The organism is Xanthomonas sp. A1809 (assembly GCF_017746015.1).
GTDB classification, from domain to species: domain Bacteria; phylum Pseudomonadota; class Gammaproteobacteria; order Xanthomonadales; family Xanthomonadaceae; genus Xanthomonas; species Xanthomonas euvesicatoria.
Map to the genome: position 1 here is coordinate 348,063 of NZ_JAGHWZ010000009.1, position 25,305 is coordinate 373,367.

The window sequence follows — 25,305 nt, forward strand, 5'->3', positions numbered from 1 at the left end:
GTGTCACGCATGCAGGCAGCCGTCAAGCGCGCAAAGCCGGGGCCGGCTCACTACAATGCCCGCCCCGCATCCCAGCAGTTGCCGTATGAACATCGTTGTCAAAGAAGAACTCAAGGCCTATATCGACCCGCTGACGCCCGACGAGCACGAGGCGCTGGAACGCAGCCTGCTGGCCGAAGGCTGCCGCGATGCCTTGGTGCTGTGGGGCGATGTGCTGGTGGATGGCCACAACCGCTACGGTATCTGCCAGAAACACGGGCTGCCGTTCCAGACGGTGCAGAACCCGCGCTTCCAGTCCATGCAGGACGTGCACCTGTGGATGATCGAACAGCACCTGGGCCGGCGCAGCGTGTCCGACTTCCAGCGTGGCGTACTGGCGTTGCGCAAGCGCGAGATCCTGGCCGCACGCCAACGCAGCCAGCGCGACGCCGACGCCGCTGCCGAAGGGCCGGCGGTGGCCGGCGACCAGCCGGACACTAGTCTGGAGCAGAGCGGCACGCACACCGCCGACGACACCGACAGCCCGCCGTGGGACGAAACCTCTACCCCGGTCAGCCGTGCCGAGCTGGCCCGCGAAGCGCGCCTGAGCAGCAACCAGGTGGTGATGATCGAACGCATCCACAAGCAGGCCGCGCCGGAAGTGGTGCAGGCGGTCAAGGCGGGCGAGATTTCGATCAGCGCCGCCGCTGCGGTGGCCACGCTGTCGGAGGACGAACAACGCGCCGCCGCGCAGGCCGGCAAGGCCGAACTCAAACAGGCCGCCAAGCGTGTACGCGATGCCAAGCGCAAACCCAAGGCCGACGAGGCCGAAGGTGGCGAAGCCGAACGCCGCGACATCAAGGCCCTGCAGCGCCGCGTCACCGAGCTGGAAAACGAGAATGCCGCGCTGCAATCGAAGGTGACCGCACTGCAGGCGCAGCTGGAACGCCTGCGCGGCTGAGTGCACCCGACAGTCGACAGCAGCACGTAGGAGCGCACCTGTGTGCGACAGGCATTCCCGATAAAGCCCGTCGCGCCCAGGTGCGCTCCCGCGACAGCAACAGCCGCTGGGTCGCCCCAACCCAGGCGCAGCTGGAGCACAAGGCACGCAAGACGCGGCCACAACCTGCACACGCGATGGCGCCACCTGCCGTGGACATGCCCTGGTCAAACGACTGGGTACACTTCACCGATGGAACCCAGTCTCAGCACTCCCCGTCCGATCGATCCTCGTCGTGCCCAGTTGCAGCGCATGAAGCTGTTGGCGGTGGCCTTGTTGCTGGCGATGTTCGCCGGCTTCGTCATCAGCCACCTGATGGGCGAACACGGCATCTGGGCCTGGGTGTCGGCCTTCTGCGAAGCGGCCACGGTGGGCGCATTGGCCGACTGGTTCGCGGTGGTGGCGCTGTTCCGCCACCCGATGGGCCTGCCGATCCCGCACACCGCCATCCTGCCGCGCGGCAAGGAACGGCTGGCCGACGGGTTGGCAGTGTTCGTGCGCGACCAGTTCCTCGCCCCGGATGCGTTGATGGAAAAACTGCGGGTATTCGATCCCGCCAGCCGGCTGGGCGATTGGCTGGCCAAACCAGAGCAGGCACGCATGCTGGCGCAGATGACGCGCGGCTGGATGCTGCAGGCGCTGGAACTGCTCGACGAGGCAGCCGTCCGCCGCGCGATTCAAGGCTTCGTGGTCGACCGCCTGCGCAAATGGAACGCCGCCGCCACCATCGGCGATGTGATGGCCCTGCTCACCACCGACGGCCGCCACCAGAAGCTGCTGGATGAAGTGCTGCTGCGGCTGGGCGAATGGCTGGACCAGGAGCAGGTCAAGACGCGCGCGTCTGCATTGATCGTGCGTTACGCGCGCCGCGAATGGCCCAAGCTGGTCGGCACCGTGAATTGGGTCAAGCCGATCGAAGAGATCGGCGACAGCCTGGCCGACCGCATGGCGCGTGCGGCGATCGAAGAACTGCAGGACATCCTCAAAACGCCCGAGCATCCAATCAGGCTCGACTACGAAGCGTGGCTGCAGGGCTACATCACGCGCTTGCGCGACGAGCCGGAGATGGCCGTGCGCGTGGAAGAACTCAAGCAACGCGCCATCGAACACCCGGCACTGCAGGATTACGTGCAAGGACTGTGGGGCGAAATCCGCGACGCACTGCGCAATGACCTGGCGCGCGAACAATCGTCGATGGCCGCGCACGTGGAGCGTTCCATGCAATCACTCGGCCGGGCCTTGTCGCAGGATCCCTCGCTGCGTGAAGCGCTCAATCAACATATGTTGCAGGCCGCCGACAAACTCACCGCGCGCTTGCGCACATCGGTCACCGACCATATTGCGTCGACGATGAAAAGTTGGGACGAACGTCACCTCGTCGAACAATTGGAATTGGGGGTGGGACGCGATCTGCAATACATTCGGTTCAATGGAACGTTGGTCGGTGGACTGATCGGACTGATTCTTCACGCGTTGTCGATCTGGCTGTCGTTTTGATGCGGGAACGTCGATCGCCCATCCGAAAATGACGTGCAGGCTTGGGGGACTGCACACAGCCGCCGGATATCGGGCGGCACCACGAGGTCGACGCAGGTCGGCCAGCACTCTGGGCACGTAACAGGCAAGGCGAAGGAACGAACATGCCGAAGGGCCGCTGGGATTTGCGCAGGACATACGGGCGTCGCGCATTCTTTGGTGCACTGCTGATTCTGAGCGCCGGCCTGGTTGCCGCCATCGTCACCGGCGTGTGGCTGCAACGGCAGAACGAGCTCGAGCGCCAGCAACGCTTCGACTACGTAGTGCGTACGCTGGCGCGCAACATCAGCGAGCGCATGTCCACCTTCGAGCATGGCTTGCGCGGCGCACGCGGTGCGGTGATCGGCGCGGGCAGCGACATCATCAGTCGAGAACGCTTCACCTTGTATAGCCGCTCGCGGGATTATCCGCGCGAGTTTCCCGGGGTGCTGGGTTACGGCTACATCCATCGGGTCGCCCCGGCCGACGAAGCCGCGTTTCTGCAGGCCGCGCGTGCCGACGGTGCGCCGGACATCCATCGCCGGCCGTTGGCGCCATGGGATGGCGAGCGTTACATGGTGCTGTATTTCGAGCCGGAATCCTCGGGCAACCGCCCGCTCGGCATCGATATCGCCTCCGAGCCGCGCCGGCGTGCCGCCGCCCTGCAGGCCGCACGCAGCGGCGAGCCGGTCATGACCTCGCCGATCTCGCTCTCCGGTTACCGCGTTCCCAGCGAAAGCGGCTTTTTGGTGCTGCTGGCGGTCTATCGGGAAGGCATGCCGTTGCAGACCCCGCAACAGCGCATGCTCGCCACCAGCGGCTGGGTGTATGCGCCTTTCAGCGTCGAGCAGATGGTGCGAAGCGCATTGGGTGAGCGCGACGACGTGGCGCTGGATCTGTCCGACCGCAATGAGCCCACCCACAATTTCTATCGCAGCGGCACGCCAGCCAGCGACAGTGCGCTGCGTCCGCCGGTGGTGCGGCTGTTGCCGATCTACGGCCGCACCTGGGTCATCACCGCCCACCCCACCGCCGGCTTCGTCGCATCGCTCAACCAGAGTTCGCCCTGGTTGATCGGCGGGCTGGTGATGGCCGCCGCGGTCCTGTTTGCCGCCCTGCTGGTGCTGTATTTCAGCAATGGGCTGCGCCGCGAGGAAGTGCTGCGCAAGCAGATGGAACTGGCCGCGCTGGTCAGCCATTCCAGCGAAGCCATCGTTGCCGAAACCCCGGATGGCCGTATCACGCACTGGAATCCGGCCGCCGAGGCGATGTTCGGTTACACGGCCGACGAGGCGATCGATCAGGACCTGACCATGCTGCTGTCGCCGCAGCCGTATGCGATGCCTGAGGTCGACCATGCCGACGCGGCACTGGCGGGCAACGCATCGGCGGCGCAGACCATGCGCCATCGCGACGGGCATCAGGTGCATGTGCTGGCCAGCAAGGCGCCGATCATCGAAAGCGAAGGCACGCTCAGCGGCCATTCGCATTTCTTCCGCGACATCTCCGACCGCGTGCGCTCGCATCAACGCATCATCGACCTCAATGCCTCGCTCGAACACCAGGTCGCCGAACGCACCAGCGAGCTGGTGAAGTTCTCGGTGCTGCAACGCGCGATCCTGGCACACGCCGGCTACGCCATTATCGCCATCGATTCCAGCGGCTTCGTCACGCTGTTCAATCCGGCCGCCGAAAAACTGTTGGGCTACAGCGCGGCAGAAGTGATCGGACGACGCAAGGCCAGCCAGTTCGTCGAGCCCGAGGAACTGCAGGAGCGCGCGCACATGCTGGCCGAACAGACCGGTACGCCGGTGGCGCATACGCTGGAGGCGATCGCCGCGCTCACCAGCCTGGGTCGCAGCGACACCAGCGAGTGGACCTACGTGAGCCATGACGGGCGCCGCCTGCCGGTGCTGCTGACCTTGAGCACCCTGCGCGACGACCACGACCAGGTGATCGGCTATCTCGGCGTGGCGGTGGATCTCACCGAGCAGAAGCTGCACGAAAAACAGCTGCGCCTGGCGATGGATGCGGCCAAGAGCGCCAACCAGTCCAAATCCGATTTTCTGGCCAACATGAGCCACGAAATCCGCACGCCGATGAACGCCATCCTGGGCATGCTGTACCTGCTTCAGCGCAGCGAACTGCCCGGCGCCGCGCAGGACATGGTCGCCAAGATCGATCGTTCCGCGCGCACGTTGCTGGAGATCATCAACGACATCCTGGACTTTTCCAAGATCGAGGCCGGGCGTATCGACCTGGAATGCGCGCCGTTCGATCTGAACCAGCTGTTCGATAACATCGCCGACCTGATGCGCTCCTCGCTCAGCGCCAAACCGGTGGAAATGATCGTCGAACCCCTGCCACGCGACAGCCGTTGGCTGCTGGGCGATGCGCTGCGCATCAACCAGGTGTTGGTCAACCTGGTCGGCAATGCGATCAAGTTCACCGAACAGGGCGAAGTGGTGCTGTCGGTACGCCGCTTCCCCAGCGGCGACCCCAACAAGTTCAAGCTGCTGTTTTCGGTCCGCGACACGGGCATCGGTATTTCCAAGGAAAAGCAGAGCGTGATCTTCTCGCCGTTCCTGCAGGCCGACACGTCCACCAGTCGGCGTTACGGCGGCAGCGGCCTGGGTTTGACCATTAGCCGGCGCCTGGTCGAATTGATGGGCGGCGAACTGGAAGTGGAAAGCGTGCCCGGCCGCGGCAGCGAATTCTATTTTGTGGTGACGCTGGAAAAATCCGCGCCACCGCAGGCACAGCGCGAGTTGCCGGCCTTGCCGCCGGAAGCGATGCCGCGCGTGCTGATCGCCGACGACCACGATGCAGCGCTCAACAACCTGGTGCGCATCGCCACCGAACTTGGCTGGCGCGTGGATGCGGTGGCCAGCGGACAGGCCGCACTGCAGGCCATCGAACACGCTGCAGAGCCCTACGATATTTTCCTGCTCGACTGGCGCATGCCCGATATCGACGGGGTGGCCATCGCGCGCGAGATTCGTGCACGCGCCACGCCCGGCCCGCATCCGGTCATCGTGATGGTCACCGCCTACGAGCGCCGCCTGCTGGAGCAGCATCCCGAGCAGCAGGATCTGGATGCGGTGATGACCAAGCCGGTGACCGGCGCGGCCCTGCACCGGCTGGTGGAACAGCTGCTCGAGCAACGCCCGGGTACCCGCCCTGCCACGCCGACATTCGTTGCGCGACGCCTGGAGGGCGCCCACCTGCTGCTGGTCGACGACAGCGACATCAATTGCGAAGTCGCCCAGCGCATTCTGGAGGGCGAAGGCGCCATGGTCACCGTCGCCCACGATGGCGAACAGGCGGTGAGTACGCTCAAACGCGCGCCCAACCTGTTCCACCTGGTGCTGATGGATGTGCAGATGCCGGTGGTGGACGGTTACGAGGCCACGCGCCGGTTACGCCAGATCCCGGCCCTGGCCAGCCTGCCGGTGATCGCGCTGACCGCCGGCGCGTTCCGCCCGCAGCAGGAAAAAGCGCTGGAAGCAGGCATGAACGGCTTTATCGCCAAGCCATTCAACGTCGAAGAACTGGTCACTGCCATTCGTCATTTCTTGCAGCCGGGCACACGGCGTATTCCATCGCTTCCGCACGAGGCGCAGGCGCACGCCGGTCCCGAATGGGAATACAGCGACCCGGAACTGCTGGACGCCGCACGCGCGCGCAGCCTGTGGCGCGAGCGCGAACCCTATGCGCGCTATCTGATCAAGCTGCTGCGCGACAACCCGGACCCGGCTGAGGTAGCCGCCGAGCATCTGCGTCGCAACGAACTGCCGGCCATCGGCGCGATGGCGCACAAGCTGCGCGGCGCGGCCGGCTCGCTCGCGCTGCCGGCCCTGGCCGGTGCAGCCGGCGATCTGGAGACGCGTATCGAGGAAGGACACGACATCACCGCATCGCTGATTGCGTTGAAGGACGTCATGCAGCGCACCGCCGACGCGATCCGGGCATTCTTGCAGCATGGCGACAGCGACGTTGCCGCCGACGAGGAGGGCGTTGCGTTGGATGCAGACAGCGTGCAGATCCTGACATCGGCCTTTGCCAGCGACGATGCCGACCAGATCGACCATGCGCTGTTGATCTGTGCGCCACGCTTGCCGCGCGCACTGCAGGAAGCCCTGCAACGCGCGGTCGAAGATTTCGACTTCCGCCGCGCCGAAGCCACGTTGCGCGAGTGGCAGGCCACCCACCCGCACTGATCGCTCCCCGAGCGTCTGGCAAGGATCACCATGCCGTCCCGCCCCCTGCTCTGTGTCGACGACGAGTCCAGCAACCTGGCCACCCTGCGCCAGCTGCTGCGCGATGACTTCGCGCTGGTATTCGCCAAATCCGGCGGCGAAGCCCTGGATGCGGTCAGCCGCCACGCCCCAAAGCTGATCCTGCTGGATGTCGAATTGCCCGACATGGACGGCTATGCGGTGGCGCGCGCGCTCAAGCAGCAGCCGTCCAGCAACGCCATCCCCATCCTGTTCGTGACCTCGCGCAACAGCGAACACGACGAACGCCTCGGGCTGGAAGCGGGCGCGGCCGATTACGTCAGCAAGCCCTACTCGCCTGCGCTGCTCAAGGCACGCATCGGTACCCAGTTGAAGCTGGCCGAAAACGCACGCCTTGCCCAGCAATACCGCGAGGCGATCCATCTGCTCGGCACCGCCGGCCAGGGCCAGGACGCCGACACCGGCGCGCATATCTGGCGCATGGCGGTGTATGCGCGTGTCCTGGCCGAGGCGGTGGGCTGGTCGCCGCAGCAGGCGCAGACCCTGCAGGACGCCGCCCCGTTGCACGACGCCGGCAAGATCGCAGTGCCAGGCAGCATCCTGCAAAAGCCCGATTCGCTGGACGAACACGAACGCTCGGTGGTGCGCCAGCACCCGCAAGCCGGCCATGACCTGTTGCGCCACGGCCGCGGTCCGGTGTTTCAGTTGGCAGCGGAAATCGCGCTGCATCATCACGAATGCTGGGACGGCAGCGGGTATCCGCAAGGCTTGTCGGGCGAGGCGATTCCCGAATCGGCACGCATCGTGGCGGTGGCCGACGTCTTCGATGCGCTCTGCGGACGACGCGCCTACAAGGCGCCCTGGACGGTGGAAGACGCCCTGCGCAAGCTCGACAGCATGGCAGGCAAGCAACTGGAACCGCGCCTGGTGCAGCATTTCCACGACGCGTTGCCGCAGATTCTGCAGATCAAGGACGCTTGGGACAGCCCTGCGGCCTAGCGCTGATTCGGGCAGGTCAGGCAACCGCCCATTCGCGATGTCAGGTGGGCTGTCTTTCGCCTTACCCTCACCCCAACCCCTCTCCCGCAGGAGAGGGGCGTTCCCCAGCCGCGATCACTGTCCGCGTGCCGCATCTTGATTCTTCTCCCTCTGGGAGAAGGTGGCGCGTCGCGCCGGATGGGGGTGCGGGCAGCTCGGGGACAACCACCCCACGATGTATCACTTCGCGCATCCCACATCGCCATCGCGCGCTCACGTCAGCGCCAGCCGCGTTAGCCGCCACGTTTTGCATCACGCCAACACCCGCCACCAAGACGCCGCGTCTGCATCCACAAGCACGCACTGTTACCCACGTGCGCTTGAACCCCGCCCCACACCAGCAGACAATACCTATGTTGCGCCGCACAACACCGTGCGACGCGGGCCGCTCCTGCTGTCGTCTGCCGCGCAGGCGGCGCGGCCCCGCAACCGAGAGTCCGATGTCCTCCAGCGTGTCCGAGGCAGGCGCTACGCCGCCGCGTTATCCCGATTACCGCATCATCTCGCTGATCCTGGCGTGCGCCATCTTCATGGAGCAGATGGATGCCACCGTGCTGGCCACCGCGCTGCCGACCCTGGCGCGCGATTTCGGCGTAGCGGCACCAGCCATGAGCATCGCGATGACCAGCTACCTGCTGGCGCTGGCGGTGCTGATCCCGGCCAGTGGCGCCATCGCCGACCGCTTCGGCCTGCGCCGCGTGTTCGGCGCCTCCATCTGGGTATTCGTCGGTGGCTCGATCCTGTGTTCGCTGGCCGACAGCTTGCCCACCATGGTCGCCGCACGTGTGTTGCAAGGTGCGGGCGGCGCCATGATGGCCCCGCTGGGCCGGCTGATCCTGCTGCGCACGGTGGAACGACGCCACCTGGTGTCGGCCATGGCCTGGACACTGGTGCCGGCCTTCATCGGCCCGATGCTCGGCCCCCCGCTGGGCGGTTTTTTCGTCTCGTACCTGGACTGGCGCTGGATCTTCTACATCAACGTGCCGATCGGTATTGCCGGTTTCCTGCTGGTGCGGCGTTTCATTCCGGAGATTCCCACCGAATCGACGCCGGCGCGTTTCGATCTGCGCGGCTTCGTGCTGTGCGGTACCGCACTGGGCTGCCTGCTGTTCGGCCTGGAAATGGTCAGCCAGCAAAACGGCATCGGCGAAGCCAGCTGGCTGCTGGCGATCGGCGGCAGCGCTGGGTTGGGCTATCTCTGGCACGCACGTCACCACCCCGCTCCGCTGCTGGACCTGAGCTTGTTGCGCATCGCCTCGTTCCGGTTGTCGGTGATCGGCGGTGCATTGATGCGCATCACCCAGGGCGCGCAGCCGTTTCTGTTGCCGCTGCTGTTCCAGATCGGCTTCGGCATGAGCGCCGCGCATAGCGGCCGGTTGATCCTGGCCACCGCGCTCGGCGCACTGCTAATGCGCAGCATCACCCCGCAATTGCTACGTCGTTTCGGCTATCGCAACAGCCTGATCGGCAACGGCGTACTCGCCAGCCTGGGCTATATGGTGTGCGCGTTCTTCCGCCCCGATTGGCCGCCGGCATTGATGTTCGGCCTGCTGCTGTGCTGCGGCGCCTTCATGTCGTTTCAATTTGCCGCCTACAACACCATCGCCTACGAGAACGTGCCGGCCGCGCGCATGAGCCGCGCCAGCAGCCTGTATACGACCTTGCAGCAACTGATGCTCTCGGTTGGTGTGTGTGCCGGCGCGATGATCCTCAACCTGGCGATGCTGGCCGGCGGCCACGCAACGCCGCATCAGAGCGATTTCTCGCTGGCCTTTTGCATCGTCAGCCTGATTTCGCTCAGCGCCACCTGGTGGCACGTACGCTTCGACAAGCATGCCGGGCAGGAAATGAGCGGGCATCGGGCGTAAGCCGGGCCCGCCTGCAGGGCGGCCTGTGTTGGCCCTGTACTTGAGCCGCACAACATAGCGCCTGGACATCCAGCGGGCGCCGCACTCAGGACACGTGGGCGTACGCCGTGCACCATGCCCTGCACGCAAGAGGCCGCCCGGAGGCGGCCTCTGCATCGACTCAATCACGGCGCTGTCGCGACCACCACGATAGCGAAGCGTTCGCTCCGCCACCGCGGCACTAGGCCACTTACACCCCGTGCGCAGCCAGTTGGCCCAACCGCTGCACTGCCACCGACACGGTCGGGTAGTCCAGGGTCTTCTGCTCGGCGACGTCGGCGAGCATGGCCAGGGTGAAGCGCAGGCTGGAATCGTCGCGCGCCATCCAGTTGGCGACCTTGTCCTCGGCACTGCTGCCGGACATGGTCAGCACCTGGCCCACCAGCGCACGCTGATGCGCGGCCAGCTCGTCGCGCAACACGCCACGTGCCACGGCATGCCAGCGGCCGTTGACCTCCAGTGCGTCGATCTGTTCGAACAGCCACGGCAGCCGCAGCGCTTCGCCCAGGCGGAAATGCACCTTGGAAACGTCCACCGGCTTGAGCTTGCGGGTGCGTGCGGTTTCGATGATGTCGAAGGCCGGTTCCAGATACCGCAGCTCGGACAACTGCTGCGCCAGTGCCGGGGTCAGGCCCTTGTCCTGCCACTCCTGCACGCTGGCTTCGTACTGCGGGCGCTGCGCGTCCGACAGCACGCCCGACGCCACGCGAATGTCGTTGAACGGGCCGTGGTAACGCTCCACCGCCGCGGTGATGCCGGGCATCTGGCCGGGGCGCAGCAGCAACCAGCGCACGAACGAGCGTTGCAGGCGCCAGATCACTTCCAGCGCGTCGATCTGCACCGACTCGGGCACCTTGCCGTCCAGCGCATCGATCTGCGTCCACAGCGCGCGCGCATCCAGCGTTTCGCGGCTGATGGTATAGGCCTTGGCAACCTCGCCGATGCTGCGACCGGTGTCTTCCTGCATGCGCATCAGGAAGGTGGCGCCCATGCGATTGATGGTGGTGTTGGTGACCGCGGTGGCGATGATCTCGCGCTTGAGGCGGTGACGCTCCATCGCATCGGCGTACTTCTTCTGCAGCGGCTGCGGGAAGTAGCGCTGCAATTCCTTGGACAGGTACGGGTCTTCGGGAATGTCCGATTCCAGCAGCTGCTGGAACGCCACCAGCTTGGAGTACGACAACAACACCGACAGCTCCGGCCGGGTCAGGCCCTGGCCGCGCGCCTTGCGTGCCGACAGCTCGGCATCGGAGGGCAGGAACTCGATCTGCCGATCCAGCAGGCCCTGCAGTTCCAGCGTGCGGATGAAATGCTGCTTGGAGCCGAGCCGCTTGACGCTCATGCGCTCCATCAGGCTGATGGCCTGGTTCTGCCGGTAGTTGTCCCACAGCACCAGATCGGCCACTTCATCGGTCATCGACGCCAGCAGCTTGTTGCGCGCGTCATAGGTGAGCTTCTTGGCCTGCACCATGTCGTTGAGCAGGATCTTGATGTTGACCTCGTGATCGGAGGTGTCCACGCCGGCCGAGTTGTCGATGAAGTCGGTGTTGAGCAGCACGCCGGTCTGCGCCGCTTCGATACGACCCAGCTGGGTCAGGCCCAGGTTGCCGCCCTCGCCCACCACCTTGCAGCGCAACTCGCCACCGTTGACGCGCAGGCCGTTGTTGGCGCGGTCGCCCACATCGGCGTGCGATTCGCTGGCCGCCTTGACGTAGGTGCCGATACCGCCGTTCCAGAACAGGTCCACCGGCGCCTTGAGGATGGCGTTCATCAGCTCGTTGGGCGAGAGCTGCTTGACGTTGGCGTCCAGGCCCAGCGCTTCGCGCACCGGTGCACTGATGTCGATGGATTTGAGCGTACGCGGATAGATGCCGCCACCGGCGCTGATCAGCTTGGCGTCGTAATCGGCCCAGCTGGAACGCGGCAACTTGAAGAGGCGATCGCGCTCGGCAAAGGAAACCGCCGCATCCGGGTTCGGGTCCAGGAAGATGTGGCGGTGATCGAACGCGGCCAGCAGGCGGATATGCCTTGAAAGCAGCATGCCGTTGCCGAACACGTCGCCGGACATGTCGCCGATACCGACCACGCTGAAGTCCTGGCTCTGGCAATCGCGGCCCATGGCGCGGAAGTGGCGCTTGACCGATTCCCACGCGCCGCGCGCAGTGATGCCCATGCCCTTGTGGTCGTAGCCAACCGAGCCGCCGGAGGCGAACGCGTCGCCCAGCCAGAAGCCGTGGTCCAGCGCCAGACCATTGGCGATATCGGAGAACGTGGCGGTGCCCTTGTCGGCCGCAACGACCAGGTACGGGTCGTCCTGATCGTGACGCACCACCTGCGGCGGAGGCACGATCTTGCCGCCGACGATGTTGTCGGTGATGTCGAGCAGGCCCTGGATAAAGAGCTTGTAGCAGGCGATGCCTTCTGCCTGGATGGCATCGCGGTCACCGCCCACCGGCGATCGCTTGACGTAGAAACCGCCCTTGGCACCGACCGGCACGATGACGGTGTTTTTCACCATCTGCGCCTTGACCAGGCCCAGCACTTCGGTGCGGAAATCCTCGCGCCGGTCAGACCAGCGCAGGCCGCCACGCGCCACCGCGCCGAAGCGCAGATGCACGCCTTCCACGCGCGGGCCGTAGACGAAAATTTCGCGATACGGACGCGGCTTGGGCAGGTCCGGCACGCGCGCCGAATCCAGCTTGAAGCTGATGCAGTGGGGGTGCTTGCCGTTCTTGTCGGTCTGGTAGTAATTGGTGCGCAAGGTCGCATCGATCACATCGATGAAGCTGCGCAGGATGCGGTCCTCGTCCAGGCTGGAGACGCGGTCCATCAGCTTGAGCAAGGTGGCGCGGGTGGCGTCCTGCTGCGCGTTGCGATCGCCGCCACGTGCTTCCAGCACGGCGTCCAGCGCCTTGAGCGTGGCCTCGTCGCCGCCTGCCAACGCAGACAGTTCTTCGCGCAGGCGTTCCTGGCCGGCGAAGATCTGCGCCTTGGTCTCGCTGCCGGTGGATGGATCGAAGCGTGCTTCGAACAATTCCACCAGCAGGCGCGCCAGCAACGGATAGCGGGTGAAGGTGGCTTCGACGTAGGCCTGCGAGAACGGCACCGCCGTCTGTAGCAGGTATTTGCAGTAGCCGCGCAGCAAGGCCACCTGGCGCCAGTGCAGGCCGGCCGCCAGGATCAGGCGATTGAAGCCGTCGTTTTCGGCATCGCCGTTCCAGATGCGCTCGAACGCTTCGCCGAAGCTGGCATCGGCGTGTGCGGCATTGATCTTGCCGGACGTCGATTCGACCTCGAAATCCTGGATATAGACCGGCGTTTCGCCGACCTGCAACCGATATGGCCGCTCGGAAATCACGCGCAGGCCCATGTTTTCCATCATCGGCATCGCATCGGACAGCGGAATGTCGTCGAGCTGGCGGTACAGCTTCAGGCGCAGGCCTTCGCCCGCGTCCAGACGCATGCCGTCGTCGCGACGGATTTCCTGCAGGCTCAGATGCAGATCGTCCGGGCCATCCAGCGAGGCGAGATGCTCGACGTCGGACACCGCCGATTCGATCGAGGAATCTTCGATATAGCCGGCCGGCAGTGCGCGACCGAAGTTGGCCGCCATGCGCAGGCCGTTGGCCTCGCCATGCCGCGCAACCAACGCCTCGCGCAGGGCATCGCGCCAGTTGCGCAGCAGGTGCGCCAGCCGCGATTCGAGTTCGGTGGTGTTGAACTCCAGCGCCTCGCCGCTCTTGGGGCGCACGATCAGGTGCAGCTGCGCCAGCGGCGATTCGCCCAGCACCACGCTGGAGTCGATGTATTCGCCGTGCAGCGCATCCTTCAACAAGGCTTCGATGCGCAGGCGCACATCGGTGTTGAAGCGTTCGCGCGGGATGTACACCAGCGCCGAGATGAAACGCCCGTACTTGTCGCGGCGCAGGAACAGGCGGCTACGCACACGCTCCTGCAGCCCGAGAATACCCATCGCGGTGCGGTACAGCTCTTCTTCGTTGGACTGGAACAGCTCCTCGCGCGGCAGCGTTTCCAGGATGTGGCGCAAGGCCTTGCCGCTATGGCTGCTCGGGGTCAGCCCCGATTTGCTCATCACGTATTCGTGGCGCTGACGCACCAGCGGAATTTCCCAGGGGCGGCGGTTGTAGGCGCTGGACGTGAACAGGCCCAGGAAGCGCTGCTCGCCGACGATGCGGCCCTTGGCGTCGAATTCCAGGATGCCGATGTAATCCATGTAACCGACCCGATGCACGCGCGAGCGTGCATTGGTCTTGGTCAGGATCAACGCATCCTTGAGCTTGGACGAGGCATTCAGGCCATGCGCGGCCAGCGTGGTCACCGGACGCGCCGGCGAGGTGTCGCGACCGCGCAGCAGGCCCAGGCCGGTCTCTTCCAGCGGTGCCAGCACATCCTGGCCACCCTGCTTCTCCACCCGATACTCGCGGTAGCCGAAGAAGGTGAAGTGGTCGGCCGCGGCCCAGCGCAGGAACTCCTGCGCCTCGTGCCGGTTGATGTCGTCGATCGGCAGGCGGCGGGTCGCCAGATCGTCGGCCAGCATGACCATGCGCTCGCGCATCGCCGACCAGTCCTGCACGATGGCGCGCACCTCGGCCAGCACCTTGCGCACGGCCGCTTCCAGCTTGGGCATTTCTTCCGGCGGCTGGCGGTCGATCTCCAGCACCATCAACGATTCGCCCTTGCCCTCGCCCACTGCGGTGAGCTTGCCGGACTTGTCGCGTGCGATGCGCAGCACCGGGTGGCCCAGCACGTGCACGCCGATGCCCAGGTCGGCCAGGGTCATGCTGACCGAATCCACCAGAAACGGCATATCGTCGTTGACGATCTGCAGCAGGGTATGCGGCGACTCGTAGCCGTGGCCCTTCAAGGTCGGGTTGAACACCCGCACGTTGACCGTGCCGGCCTTGCGCGCGCGCGCGAACTCCAGCATGTCCGACGCCAGCGCCGCCCACTGCTCCGGTGGATGGTTCGGGAATTCGTCTTCCTCCATGCGCCGGTAGAAGTCGGCGGCGAACGCCTGGACTTCGGCCTGACGGGCGGCCGGGTAGCGCTTGCGCAACGCGGCAAACACCGGCTCGAGGGTAACCGCCTGCGGTTCGGTGGCAAGCACGGGGACGGCACGTTCGGCGACCGGTTTGACCGACGTCGTGGACGATTTCGAAGCGGCTTTCTTGGCTGTCATGAGTAGAGCTGGAATGCTCGGTGGAAAACCTGAATTGTACCGGGGCGCGGTGACGACGCCTTGCTGCATAGCGCAAATGTGCGGCCCACGATCGCCCTAGGCGGCATGCAGAGCACGACATCCATGTAGCGACGAGAACGCAGCGGCGGGAAGGCGGGGCTGGACCGCCACAACCGGCAAAGTCCGGCCAAAGGCTTGGCACAGAAGGCGTTGTGCAGACGGCGCCGTCGCCGTCAAGCCTGTTTGAAAACTAAACTGGACGGTATAGTCTACCGCCATGATCCCTCGTTCCCACCGTGCTGCCCGGCGTTCGGACTGCGACCGCCGCATCCATGCGGCCGTGCATGCGCTGCTTGCCGAGCGTGGCATGCGGCTGAGCATGGACGCGGTGGCCGAGCGGGCCGGCTGTTCCAAGCAGACCCTGTACAGCTACTACGGCTGCAAGGAAAACCTGCTGCGCGACGTGCTGCAGGACCACGTGCACCTTGCGGCCGGGCCGCTAGGCACGGTCTCGGGCGATCTCCGCGCAGATCTGCTGGCCTTCGCGCTGGCCCATCTTGACCGTTTGAACAACCCCGATGTGCTACAGACCTGCCGTCTGGTGGAGGCCGAGTCGCACCGGTTTCCCGACCAGTCGCAGCAGATCTTCCACGACGGCGTGGTCGGCATGCAGCAGCGCCTGGCGCATCGCTTCGAACAGGCGATCGACGCCGGCCAACTGCGGCATGACGATCCGCACTTCATGGCCGAACTGCTGCTGAGCATGATCGTCGGGCTGGATTTCGACCGCCAACGGTTTCAAGTCCCCCATCGCGCCGGCCTTCCCGCCAGGCAGCAATGGGCGCAGTTCGCCGTGGACACCTTCCTGCGTGCGTTTGCTCCGGCTCCTGCCGCGCCGACGTCGCCGCCACCTTCGCTTCTCACTTCAAGACCCTAACGGAGTTTCCCCTGATGATTGCCCCGCTCCGCACATTCGGCCTGGCCTGTGCCATCACCGTGGCGCTGGCTGCCTGCAGCAAGCCCGAACAACAGCAGGCACCGCCGCCGCCGGAAGTCTCGGTGCTGGAGATGAAGCCGCAGACGCTGCCGCTGGAACGCGACCTGGTCGGCCGCCTGTCGGCGTACCGTTCGGCGGACGTGCGCGCGCGCGTGGACGGCGTGGTGCTCAAGCGCCTGTACACCGAAGGCGCCAACGTCAAAGAGGGCCAGCCGCTGTTCCAGATCGACCCCTCGCAGCTGAAGGCCACGCTGCTGCAGGCGCAGGGCCAGCTGGCCGCCGCCGAAGCGACCTATACCAACGCCAAGATCGCCGCGACGCGTGCGCGTAGCCTGGCGCCGCAGCAGTACGTCTCGCGCGCCGACATCGACACCGCCGAAGCCAACGAGCGTTCGTCCGGGGCCAACGTGCAGCAGGCGCGCGGCGCGGTCGAAGCTGCGCGCATCCAGCTCGGCTTCGCCACCGTGACCTCGCCGATTACCGGCCGCGCCGGCATTCAGCGCGTGACCGAAGGCGCACTGGTCGGTGCCGGTGAAGCCACCCTGCTCACCACCGTGGACCAGATCGACCCGCTGTACGTGAACTTCGCCATGAGCAGCGAAGAACTGGCCGCCCTACGTCAGGCGCAGAGCAGCGGCAACGTGCAGCTGAGCGGCGACGGCAAGTCGTCCATCAATGTGGAGCTGGGCAACGGCACGCAGTACCAGCACCCCGGCACGCTGGACGTGTCTGCGGTGACGGTGGACCCGAGCACCGGTGCGGTGTCGCTGCGCGCCACCCTGCCCAACCCTGAACAATCGCTGCTGCCAGGCGCGTTCGTGACCTTCAAGGCCAGCCTGGGCCAGCGCAACAATGCCTACCTGCTGCCGCAGCAGGCGGTGCAGCGCGATGCCACCGGACCCTACGCCCTGGTGCTGGGCAAGGACGGCAAGGTGGTCCGCAAGAACCTGACCGTCGACGGCCAGCAGAAGGGCCAGTGGATCGTCACCGGCGGCATGACCCCGGGCGATCAGGTTATCGTCGATGGCGTGCAGAAGGCCAAGGAAGGGCAGCCGGCCAAGGGCGTGCCGTGGGATCCGAACAAGCCGGCACAAGGCGGCCAGCCCGGCGCAGCGGGCGCGGCGCCCGGCGCGGCACAGGGCGGCGACGCGAAAGCCGCACCGTCCGCCGACAAGGCCGATGCAGCGGCGCCGGCCGCCCAGCAACAGCCCACGCAGGATGCGGCCGCGCAGCCGGCCGACTCCCAGTCCAAGCAGCAGTGACGGAACCCGGACATGCCTAAGTTTTTTATCGAACACCCGGTCTTTGCGTGGGTGGTGGCGATCCTGATCTCGCTTGCGGGCGTGATCTCGATCCTGAATCTGGGTATCGAGTCGTACCCGACGATCGCCCCGCCGCAGGTCACCGTCACCGCCAACTTCCCCGGCGCCAGCGCCGACACCGCCGAAAAGGCGGTGACCCAGGTCATCGAACAGCAGCTCACCGGTATCGACCACCTGCTGTACTTCAACTCGTCCTCGGCCGCCAACGGCCGCGTGACCATCACCCTGACCTTCGAAACCGGCACCGACGCGGATATCGCGCAGGTGCAGGTGCAGAACAAGGTGTCGCTGGCCACGCCGCGCCTGCCCTCGGAAGTGACCCAGCAGGGCGTGGTGGTGGCCAAGGCCAACGCCGGCTTCCTGATGGTGGCCGCACTGCGCTCGGACAACCCCTCGATCGACCGCGACGCGCTCAACGACATCGTCGGTTCGCGCGTGCTCGAGCAGATCTCGCGCGTGCCCGGCGTGGGCAGCACCAACCAGTTCGGCGCCGAGTACGCGATGAACATCTGGTTGAACCCGGAGAAACTGCAGGGCTACAACCTGTCGGCAACCCAGGTGCTGACCGCGGTGCGTAACCAGAACGTGCAGTTCGCTGCCGGTTCGGTGGGCGCCGACCCGACCCCGGAAGGCATCAGCTTCACTGCCACGGTGTCGGCGGAAGGCCGCTTCAGCTCGCCCGAGCAGTTCGAAAACATCATCCTGCGTACCGACAACAATGGCGCCACCGTGCGTTTGAAAGACGTCGCACGCGTCACCGTCGGGCCGAGCAACTACGGCTTCGACACCCAGTACAACGGCAAGCCCACCGGCGCCTTCGGTATCCAGCTGTTGCCGGGTGCCAATGCATTGAACGTGTCCGAGGCGGTGGGCGCCAAGCTCGACGAACTGCAGCCGACCTTCCCGCAAGGCGTGACCTGGTTTGCGCCGTACGAATCGACCACCTTCGTGCGCATCTCCATCGAGGAAGTGATCCACACGCTGGTGGAAGCCATTGTGCTGGTGTTCCTGGTGATGCTGCTGTTCCTGCAGAACTTCCGCGCCACCGTGATTCCCACGCTGGTGATTCCGGTCGCGCTGCTGGGCACGTTCTTCGGCATGTACATGATCGGCTTCACCATCAACCAGTTGACGCTGTTTGCGATGGTGCTGGCGATCGGCATCGTGGTGGACGATGCGATCGTGGTGATCGAGAACGTCGAACGCATCATGAGCGAGGAGCACCTGGAGCCCAAGGCGGCCACCCAGAAGGCGATGACCCAGATCACCGGCGCGGTGGTGGCCATCACCGTGGTGCTGGCAGCGGTGTTCATCCCCTCCTCGCTGCAGCCCGGCGCCTCGGGTGCGATCTACAAGCAGTTCGCGTTGACCATCGCCATGTCGATGGGTTTCTCTGCGTTCCTGGCGTTGAGCTTCACCCCGGCGCTGTGCGGCGCGTTCCTCAAGTCGACCCACTCGACCAAGAAGAACTGGGTCTACCGCACCTTCGACAAGTACTACGACAAGCTGGCGCATCGCTATGTCGGCGTGGTGGGCCATACCCTCAAGCGCTCGCCGCCATGGATGATCGCGTTCGTGGCGCTGGTGGTGCTGTGCGGCTTCCTGTTCACGCGCATGCCGGGCAGCTTCCTGCCGGAAGAAGACCAGGGCTTTGCCGTGGCCATCGTGCAGCTGCCGCCGGGCGCGACCAAGATCCGCACCAACGAGGCGTTCGCGCAAATGCGTGCGGTGCTGGAGAAGCAGCCGGCCGTGGAAGGCATGCTGCAGATCGCCGGCTTCAGCTTCCTGGGCTCGGGCGAAAACGTCGGTATGGGCTTCATCCGGCTCAAGCCGTGGGAAGAACGCGACGTCACTGCCGAGCAGTTGATCCAGCAACTCAATGGCGCCTTCTACGGCATCAAGGGCGCGCAGATCTTCGTGGTCAACCTGCCCACCGTGCAGGGCCTGGGGCAGTTCGGCGGCTTCGACATGTGGCTGCAGGACCGTTCCGGTGCCGGCCAGGAAGCGCTGATCAATGCGCGCAACATCGTGCTCGGCAAGGCGGCGGAGAAGCAGGACACCCTGGTCGGCGTGCGTCCGAACGGCCTGGAAAACTCGCCGCAGCTGCAGTTGCACGTGGACCGCGTGCAGGCGCAATCGATGGGCCTGGATGTCAGCGATATCTATAGCTCGATCCAGCTGATGCTGGCGCCGGTGTACGTCAACGACTACTTCGCCGAGGGCCGCATCAAGCGCGTCAACATGCGTGCCGACGATCAGTTCCGCGCCGGCCCCGAGTCGCTGCGCAACTTCTTTACCCCCAGCGCCACGGCCACCGGTGCCGACGGTCAGCCGGCCATGATCCCGCTGAGCAACGTGGTCAAGGCCGAGTGGAACTACGCCTCGCCGGCCCTGAACCGCTACAACGGCTATTCGGCCGTGAACATCGTCGGCAACCCGGCTCCGGGCGGCAGTTCCGGCCAGGCGATGAGCGCGATGGAAGATATCGTCAACAACGATCTGCCGCCGGGCTTCGGTTTCGACTGGAGCGGCATGTCCTACCAGGAAATCATCGCCGGTAATGCGGCCACGCTGCTGCTGGCGCTGTCGGTGGTGGTGGTGTTCCTGTGCCTGGCCGCGCTTTACGAGAGCTGGTCGATCCCGGTAGCGGTGCTGCTGGTGGTGCCGATCGGCGTGCTGGGCGCGATCACCTTCTCGATGCTGCGCGGCCTGCCGAACGATCTGTACTTCAAGATCGGCATGATCACGGTGATTGGTCTGGCGGCCAAGAACGCGATCCTGATCGTGGAATTTGCAGTGGAGCAGCGTGCGGCGGGCAAGACCCTGCGCGAGGCCACGCTGGAAGCGGCGCACCTGCGCTTCCGCCCGATCCTGATGACCTCGTTCGCGTTCATCCTGGGCGTGTTGCCGCTGGCCATCTCCACCGGTGCCGGCGCCAACTCGCGTCACTCCATCGGTACCGGCGTGATCGGCGGCATGGTGTTCGCCACCGTGCTCGGCGTGATCTTCATCCCGCTGTTCTTCGTGGTGGTGCGCCGCATGCTGGGCGACAAGCTGGACGAGCAGTCCAAGGAATATCTGGCCGTGCAGAACGATGGCGGAACCCACCGCCCGGATCGCTGAGTCAGTCAGTCGTTGCAAACAAAAAGCCCCGGCACTGCCGGGGCTTTTTTTGTGCGGCATCGGTGGAAACCATTGCGAATCCGCCCCTTGTAGGAGCGCACCGGAGCGCGAACGCACTACCGAAAACGCCCGTCGCGCCCAGGTGCGCTCCTACGAGGCGGCGATGTCGGCAGGTTGCAGTGATCGGCGCAAGGGGCCTGAACAATCACGGCAAGTGACACCTCCGGTTCGCCGGCATCGCGCAGGTCCGAAATCCACGGCGGGCGGCCATCCTCGTAGGAGCGCACTCGGGCGCGAACGCATTCCCGTCAAACCCACCACACCCAACAGACTCTCGCCACCGCTCTACACCACGCCCGGCATACGCGCAGCAGTCGACCCACGCACCACGCAACGTCCGGTCATGACCATGCGGCGGATCGGCAATTGCGGATTGCTTAGCCGTTCCAGCAGCAGCGACATCGCCGCCCGGCCCATGTCTTCCACCGGCTGCTCGACGACAGTGATGCCCGGCTCGACCAGATCGGTCCAGCGCTCGTTGTCGAACCCGGCCAGGGCCAGATCCTGTGGCAGGCGCAAGCCGGCGGTGCGTGCAGCCTTCAGTGCGCCCATCAGCAGCAGGCTGTTACTGGTCACGATGGCCTCGGGCCGCTGGTCGTTGGCCAGCCATGCACCCAACTCGGCAATCGCCGCCTCGGCGGTGGGCGCCACTTCGCGGTAATCCGGCTGCAGCCCCTGCGCGCGCATCGCGGCCAGGTAACCATCGCGGCGCTCGGCCGCCGTGGTGCTGGTGCTGCCGAACAGCCCGCCGATGCGCCGGTAGCCCTGCGCCTGCAGATGCGCCACCAGCTCGGCCATGGCCGCGCCGTTATCCAGCACCACACTGTCGTAGCGGCTGCCGGGGCCGGCGCGATCCACCAGCACGGTGGGGTAATCCAGCGCCAGCTCGTGCATGCGCCCCACCGTGACCCGGGTCGGCGCAAAAATCAGCCCGGTGATGCGTTCTTCCTGCATCAACTCCAGGTATAGCGCCTCTCGCTCGGGATCTTCATCGGTATTGCACAGCGTCACGCGCATACCGGCCCGGTAGGCGACCTCTTCCACCGCACGGATCAGCGCCGTGAAGTACGGGTTGCGGATGTCGGCCACGATCACCCCCAGGATGCCGGATTGCTGGGATCGCAATCGCCGCGCCATCAGGTTGGGCCGATAGCCGGTCTGGCGCACCGCCGCTTCCACCTTGGCACGCACTTCCTCGCTGACCGGGCCGCTGCCCAGCGCGCGCGACACCGTGGACTTGGACACTCCGGCCACGCGGGCCACGTCATTGATGCTGATACTCACTGGGACCGTTCCCGCTCCATTTTGCGCACCCTGACCCAGGCGCGGTGTCGGTCTTGATGCTAACCCGAAAGCACTACAGCGTTTTTGTGCACCGCACATTGACCTGGATCGTGGGAACGTTCCCACTATACTTCCCAGCCCGACCTCATCCGGAGCCCGCCTTGTCCTCTCCGTCGCCCGCCCCCGTCACCCCCGACCTTGTGCGCCTGCGCGCTTCTGCCCGCGACAAGGACGACGCCATCGCCCAGGCCGCCCAGTTGCTGGTCGCGGCCGGCTGCGTCGCGCCGGGCTACGACGCCAGCATGCGGCGGCGCGAAGGCCTGGCCAATACCTTCCTGGGCCACGGCCTGGCGATCCCGCACGGCGTCGGCGAAGACCGCCACCTGGTGCGCCGCGACGGCATCGCGGTGCTGCAGCTCACCGATGGCGTGGAATGGAACCCCGGCCAGATCACCCGGCTGGTGGTCGGCATCGCCGCGCAGTCCGATACCCACATCACCCTGCTGCGCCGGCTGACCCGGTTGATCCAGGACCCGGCCCAGCTCGAAACGCTGTTCAGCACCGACGACCCCGGCGTGATCGTCGCCGCGCTCACCGGCGACCGCGCGCCCGAGACCAATGCCGCGCCGGCCACCGATCTGGCCGAAACATTCGAATGGACCATCGCCTACCCCAGCGGCCTGCATGCGCGCCCGGCCACCCGCTGGGCCGAAACCGCCCGCGGCTTCTCGGCCCGTGCGCAGGTGCGCGCCGGCGACCAGGCCGCCGATGCCAAGAGCCTGGTGGGCTTGCTGCAGTTGGGCCTGCGTGCCGGCGACAGCATCACCGTCTCGGCCGAAGGCAGCGACGCAGCGGAACTGCTCAAGCGCCTGCGCGCCGTCATGGACAGCCTCACCGCGCAGGAAAAGGCCGATGCCGAGCGTGCCGCGCAACGCCGCGCTGCCCCGGTGGCCGGCTGGACGCCGCCGCAGGCGCAGCCGGCCATCGTCGGCATCGGCGCCAGCCCGGGCGTGGCGATCGGCATCGTGCACCGCCTGCGCGCCGCGCAGACCGAGGTCGCCGATCAACCGGTCGGCCTGGGCGATGGTGGCGCGCAGCTGCACGACGCGCTGACCCGCACCCGCCAGCAGCTGGCGGCAATCCAGGACGACACCCAGCGCCGGCTCGGCGCCTCGGACGCGGCCATCTTCAAGGCCCAGGCCGAACTGCTCAACGACACCGACCTGATTACCCGCACCTGCCAGCTGATGGTCGAAGGTCACGGCGTGGCGTGGTCGTGGCACCAGGCGGTGGAACAGATCGCTTCCGGCCTGGCCGCCCTCGGCAACCCGGTACTGGCCGGCCGCGCGGCCGATCTGCGCGATGTCGGCCGCCGCGTGCTGGCCCAGCTCGACCCGGCCGCCGCCGGCGCCGGACTCACCGACCTACCCAACCAACCGTGCATCCTGCTCGCCAGCGACCTGTCGCCTTCGGACACCGCCAACCTGGACACCGCGCGCGTGCTCGGCCTGGCCACCGCGCAGGGCGGGCCGACCTCGCACACCGCCATCCTGTCGCGCACGCTCGGCCTGCCGGCACTGGTCGCGGCCGGCGGCCAGCTGCTGGAGATCGAAGACGGCGTCACCGCCATCATCGACGGCAGCAGCGGGCGCCTGTACATCGACCCGTCCGAGCAGGATCTGGATGCGGCCCGCACCCATATCGCCGAGCAGCAGGCCATCCGCGAGCGCGAAGCCGCGCAGCGCGCGTTGCCGGCCGAAACCACCGACGGCCACCACATCGACATCGGCGCCAACGTCAACCTGCCCGACCAGGTCGCGATGGCGCTGACCCAGGGCGCCGAAGGCGTTGGCCTGATGCGCACCGAATTCCTGTTCCTGGAAAGCGGCCGCACGCCCAGCGAAGACGAACAACATGCCACCTACCTGGCGATGGCGCAGGCGCTGGATGGCCGCCCGCTGATCGTGCGTGCGCTGGATATCGGCGGCGACAAGCAAGTGGCGCATCTGGAATTGCCGCACGAAGAAAACCCGTTCCTGGGCGTGCGCGGCGCGCGCCTGCTGCTGCGTCGCCCCGACCTGCTGGAGCCGCAACTGCGTGCGCTGTATCGCGCCGCCAAGGACGGGGCGCGGCTGTCGATCATGTTCCCCATGATCACCTCGGTGCCGGAACTGGTGGCGCTGCGCGCCATCTGCGCACGCCTCCGCGCCGACCTCGACGCACCGGAGGTGCCGATCGGCATCATGATCGAAGTGCCGGCCGCCGCCGCGCAGGCCGACGTGCTGGCGCGCCACGCAGACTTCTTCTCGATCGGCACCAACGACCTCACCCAGTATGTGCTGGCGATCGACCGCCAGAATCCGGAACTGGCCGCCGAAGCCGACAGCCTGCACCCGGCGGTGCTGCGCATGATCCGCAGCACCATTGACGGTGCGCGCAAGCACGATCGCTGGGTCGGCGTCTGCGGCGGCCTGGCCGGCGATGCGTTCGGCGCCAGCCTGCTGGCCGGCCTGGGCGTGCAGGAATTGTCGATGACGCCCAACGACATCCCGGCGGTCAAGGCACGCCTGCGCGGCGCCGCGTTGAGCCAGCTGCAACACCTCGCCGAACAGGCGCTGGCCTGCGAAACCGCCGAACAGGTGCGCGCATTGGAAGCCAAGCGCGAGGACAAGGCATGAGCCTGCAGGCCATCACCGTCACGCTGAACCCGGCGATCGACCAGACCATCCAGCTCAAACACCTGCAGCCGGGCGCCGTGCACCGCGCCAGCAGCGTGCGCAACGATGCCGGCGGCAAGGGCATCAATGTGGCCGCGTGCCTGGCCGACTGGGGCAGCCAGGTTGCCGCGCTGGGCGTGCTCGGGGTCGGCAACGCCGGCGTGTTCGAAGCGCTGTTCCGCGAACGCGGCATCGCCGATCACTGCCAGCGCGTGGCCGGCGAAACCCGCACCAATCTCAAGCTGGTCGACGCGCGCAGCAACGACACCACCGACATCAACCTGCCCGGCCTGCGCTTGGGGCCTGCGCACCTGCAAGGCGTGGCCGACCATCTCGCCCCATTGCTGCGCCCCGGCCTGCCGGTGGTGCTGTCGGGCAGCCTGCCGGCCGGGCTGCCGGACGACAGCTGGGCGCAATTGCAGGCCCAGGCCAGCGCGGCCGGTGCGCGCGTGCTGCTGGACACCAGCGGCATGCCGCTGGTGAGAGCGCTGGAAGCCGCGCGCCAGGCGCTGCCGTACGCGGTCAAGCCCAATCGCGACGAACTCGCAGCCTGGACCGGCCGCCCGTTGAACGATCACGGCGCACTTAGCGCCGCCGCGCACGAACTGATCGCCCGCGGCATCCAGCTGGTGGTCATTTCGATGGGCACCGAAGGCGCCCTGTTCGTGCAACGCGACCAGCGGCTGATCGCCCGCCCGCCACGCCTGGCGCACGGCAGCAGCGTGGGCGCAGGCGATGCGATGGTGGCCGGCCTGGCCGCCGCCTCGCTCGATGCCGCGACCACGCTGGAGCAGTGCGCACGGCTGGCCACGGCGTTTTCGATGTGCCGGCTGGAAAGCGGCGACGCGCGCCGGATTACGCCAGAGGGCGTGCGCCGCGCCGCAACCGAGGTCGTGATCGAAATGCTGTCATGAGCCGCCATTGG

12 protein-coding genes are annotated in these 25,305 nt (G+C 66.4%); 10 read left to right on the plus strand and 2 right to left on the minus strand.

Going from position 1 to position 25,305, the window contains the following annotated elements; genetic code table 11:
- Positions 1-85: 85 nt before the first annotated feature.
- The 5 genes from J7396_RS14260 (at position 86) to J7396_RS14280 (ending at position 9,638) form a co-directional block, all read left to right on the plus strand.
- A complete protein-coding gene (locus J7396_RS14260; protein WP_057681942.1) occupies positions 86-940 on the plus strand; it encodes a hypothetical protein in 855 nt (284 codons plus the stop codon).
- 231 nt (positions 941-1,171) lie between these two features.
- Positions 1,172-2,476 (plus strand): DUF445 family protein, encoded by a 1,305-nt coding sequence (locus J7396_RS14265; RefSeq protein ID WP_011347805.1) that lies wholly within the window; start codon positions 1,172-1,174, stop codon positions 2,474-2,476.
- A gap of 143 nt (positions 2,477-2,619) precedes the next feature.
- Positions 2,620-6,714, plus strand: coding sequence for a CHASE domain-containing protein (locus J7396_RS14270; RefSeq protein ID WP_057681943.1), 4,095 nt, complete (start codon positions 2,620-2,622; stop codon positions 6,712-6,714).
- A 30-nt stretch (positions 6,715-6,744) separates the two neighbouring features.
- Positions 6,745-7,731 carry an HD domain-containing phosphohydrolase gene (locus J7396_RS14275; RefSeq protein WP_008571357.1) on the plus strand — a complete coding sequence of 329 codons (987 nt, stop codon included), beginning with the start codon at positions 6,745-6,747 and terminating at the stop codon, positions 7,729-7,731.
- A 479-nt stretch (positions 7,732-8,210) separates the two neighbouring features.
- Positions 8,211-9,638, plus strand: a complete 1,428-nt coding sequence (locus J7396_RS14280) for a DHA2 family efflux MFS transporter permease subunit (RefSeq protein WP_008571358.1) — start codon at positions 8,211-8,213, stop codon at positions 9,636-9,638.
- Between the two features lie 229 nt (positions 9,639-9,867).
- On the opposite strand, the gene J7396_RS14285 is transcribed toward J7396_RS14280, so the two are convergent.
- A complete protein-coding gene (locus J7396_RS14285; protein WP_209261626.1) occupies positions 9,868-14,877 on the minus strand; it encodes an NAD-glutamate dehydrogenase domain-containing protein in 5,010 nt (1,669 codons plus the stop codon).
- A gap of 277 nt (positions 14,878-15,154) precedes the next feature.
- Between J7396_RS14285 and J7396_RS14290 the strand changes: the two genes are divergently transcribed.
- The 3 genes from J7396_RS14290 to J7396_RS14300 are packed head-to-tail and all read left to right on the plus strand — an operon-like array spanning position 15,155 to position 20,319.
- A complete protein-coding gene (locus J7396_RS14290; protein ID WP_008571360.1) occupies positions 15,155-15,814 on the plus strand; it encodes a TetR/AcrR family transcriptional regulator in 660 nt (219 codons plus the stop codon).
- Positions 15,815-15,828: 14 nt separating this feature from the next.
- Positions 15,829-17,136, plus strand: coding sequence for an efflux RND transporter periplasmic adaptor subunit (locus J7396_RS14295; protein WP_011347808.1), 1,308 nt, complete (start codon positions 15,829-15,831; stop codon positions 17,134-17,136).
- A gap of 12 nt (positions 17,137-17,148) precedes the next feature.
- The gene (locus J7396_RS14300; protein ID WP_011347809.1) at positions 17,149-20,319 is read left to right on the plus strand and encodes a multidrug efflux RND transporter permease subunit; all 3,171 of its coding nucleotides are present in this window, start codon (positions 17,149-17,151) and stop codon (positions 20,317-20,319) included.
- A gap of 345 nt (positions 20,320-20,664) precedes the next feature.
- Here the strand turns inward: J7396_RS14300 and J7396_RS14305 are convergent, their stop codons facing one another.
- The gene (locus J7396_RS14305; protein ID WP_014090418.1) at positions 20,665-21,663 is read right to left on the minus strand and encodes a LacI family DNA-binding transcriptional regulator; all 999 of its coding nucleotides are present in this window, start codon (positions 21,661-21,663) and stop codon (positions 20,665-20,667) included.
- A 161-nt stretch (positions 21,664-21,824) separates the two neighbouring features.
- Between J7396_RS14305 and ptsP the strand changes: the two genes are divergently transcribed.
- Entirely contained in the window at positions 21,825-24,341 is a 2,517-nt protein-coding gene (ptsP, locus tag J7396_RS14310) for a phosphoenolpyruvate--protein phosphotransferase (RefSeq protein WP_029819649.1), read from the plus strand.
- Entirely contained in the window at positions 24,338-25,294 is a 957-nt protein-coding gene (pfkB, locus tag J7396_RS14315) for a 1-phosphofructokinase (protein WP_209261627.1), read from the plus strand. Before ptsP ends, pfkB begins: the two co-directional genes overlap by 4 nt.
- The last annotated feature ends 11 nt before the right edge of the window (positions 25,295-25,305 follow it).

Bases quoted from the DNA above. Each gene is read 5' to 3' on its own strand.
- J7396_RS14285 (WP_209261626.1), bottom strand. From the start codon at position 14,877: ATGACAGCCAAGAAAGCCGCTTCGAAATCGTCCACGACGTCGGTCAAA.
- J7396_RS14265 (WP_011347805.1), top strand. From the start codon at position 1,172: ATGGAACCCAGTCTCAGCACTCCCCGTCCGATCGATCCTCGTCGTGCC.
- J7396_RS14300 (WP_011347809.1), top strand. From the start codon at position 17,149: ATGCCTAAGTTTTTTATCGAACACCCGGTCTTTGCGTGGGTGGTGGCG.
- pfkB (WP_209261627.1), top strand. From the start codon at position 24,338: ATGAGCCTGCAGGCCATCACCGTCACGCTGAACCCGGCGATCGACCAG.
- J7396_RS14275 (WP_008571357.1), top strand. From the start codon at position 6,745: ATGCCGTCCCGCCCCCTGCTCTGTGTCGACGACGAGTCCAGCAACCTG.
- J7396_RS14290 (WP_008571360.1), top strand. From the start codon at position 15,155: ATGATCCCTCGTTCCCACCGTGCTGCCCGGCGTTCGGACTGCGACCGC.
- J7396_RS14270 (WP_057681943.1), top strand. From the start codon at position 2,620: ATGCCGAAGGGCCGCTGGGATTTGCGCAGGACATACGGGCGTCGCGCA.
- J7396_RS14280 (WP_008571358.1), top strand. From the start codon at position 8,211: ATGTCCTCCAGCGTGTCCGAGGCAGGCGCTACGCCGCCGCGTTATCCC.
- J7396_RS14295 (WP_011347808.1), top strand. From the start codon at position 15,829: ATGATTGCCCCGCTCCGCACATTCGGCCTGGCCTGTGCCATCACCGTG.
- J7396_RS14260 (WP_057681942.1), top strand. From the start codon at position 86: ATGAACATCGTTGTCAAAGAAGAACTCAAGGCCTATATCGACCCGCTG.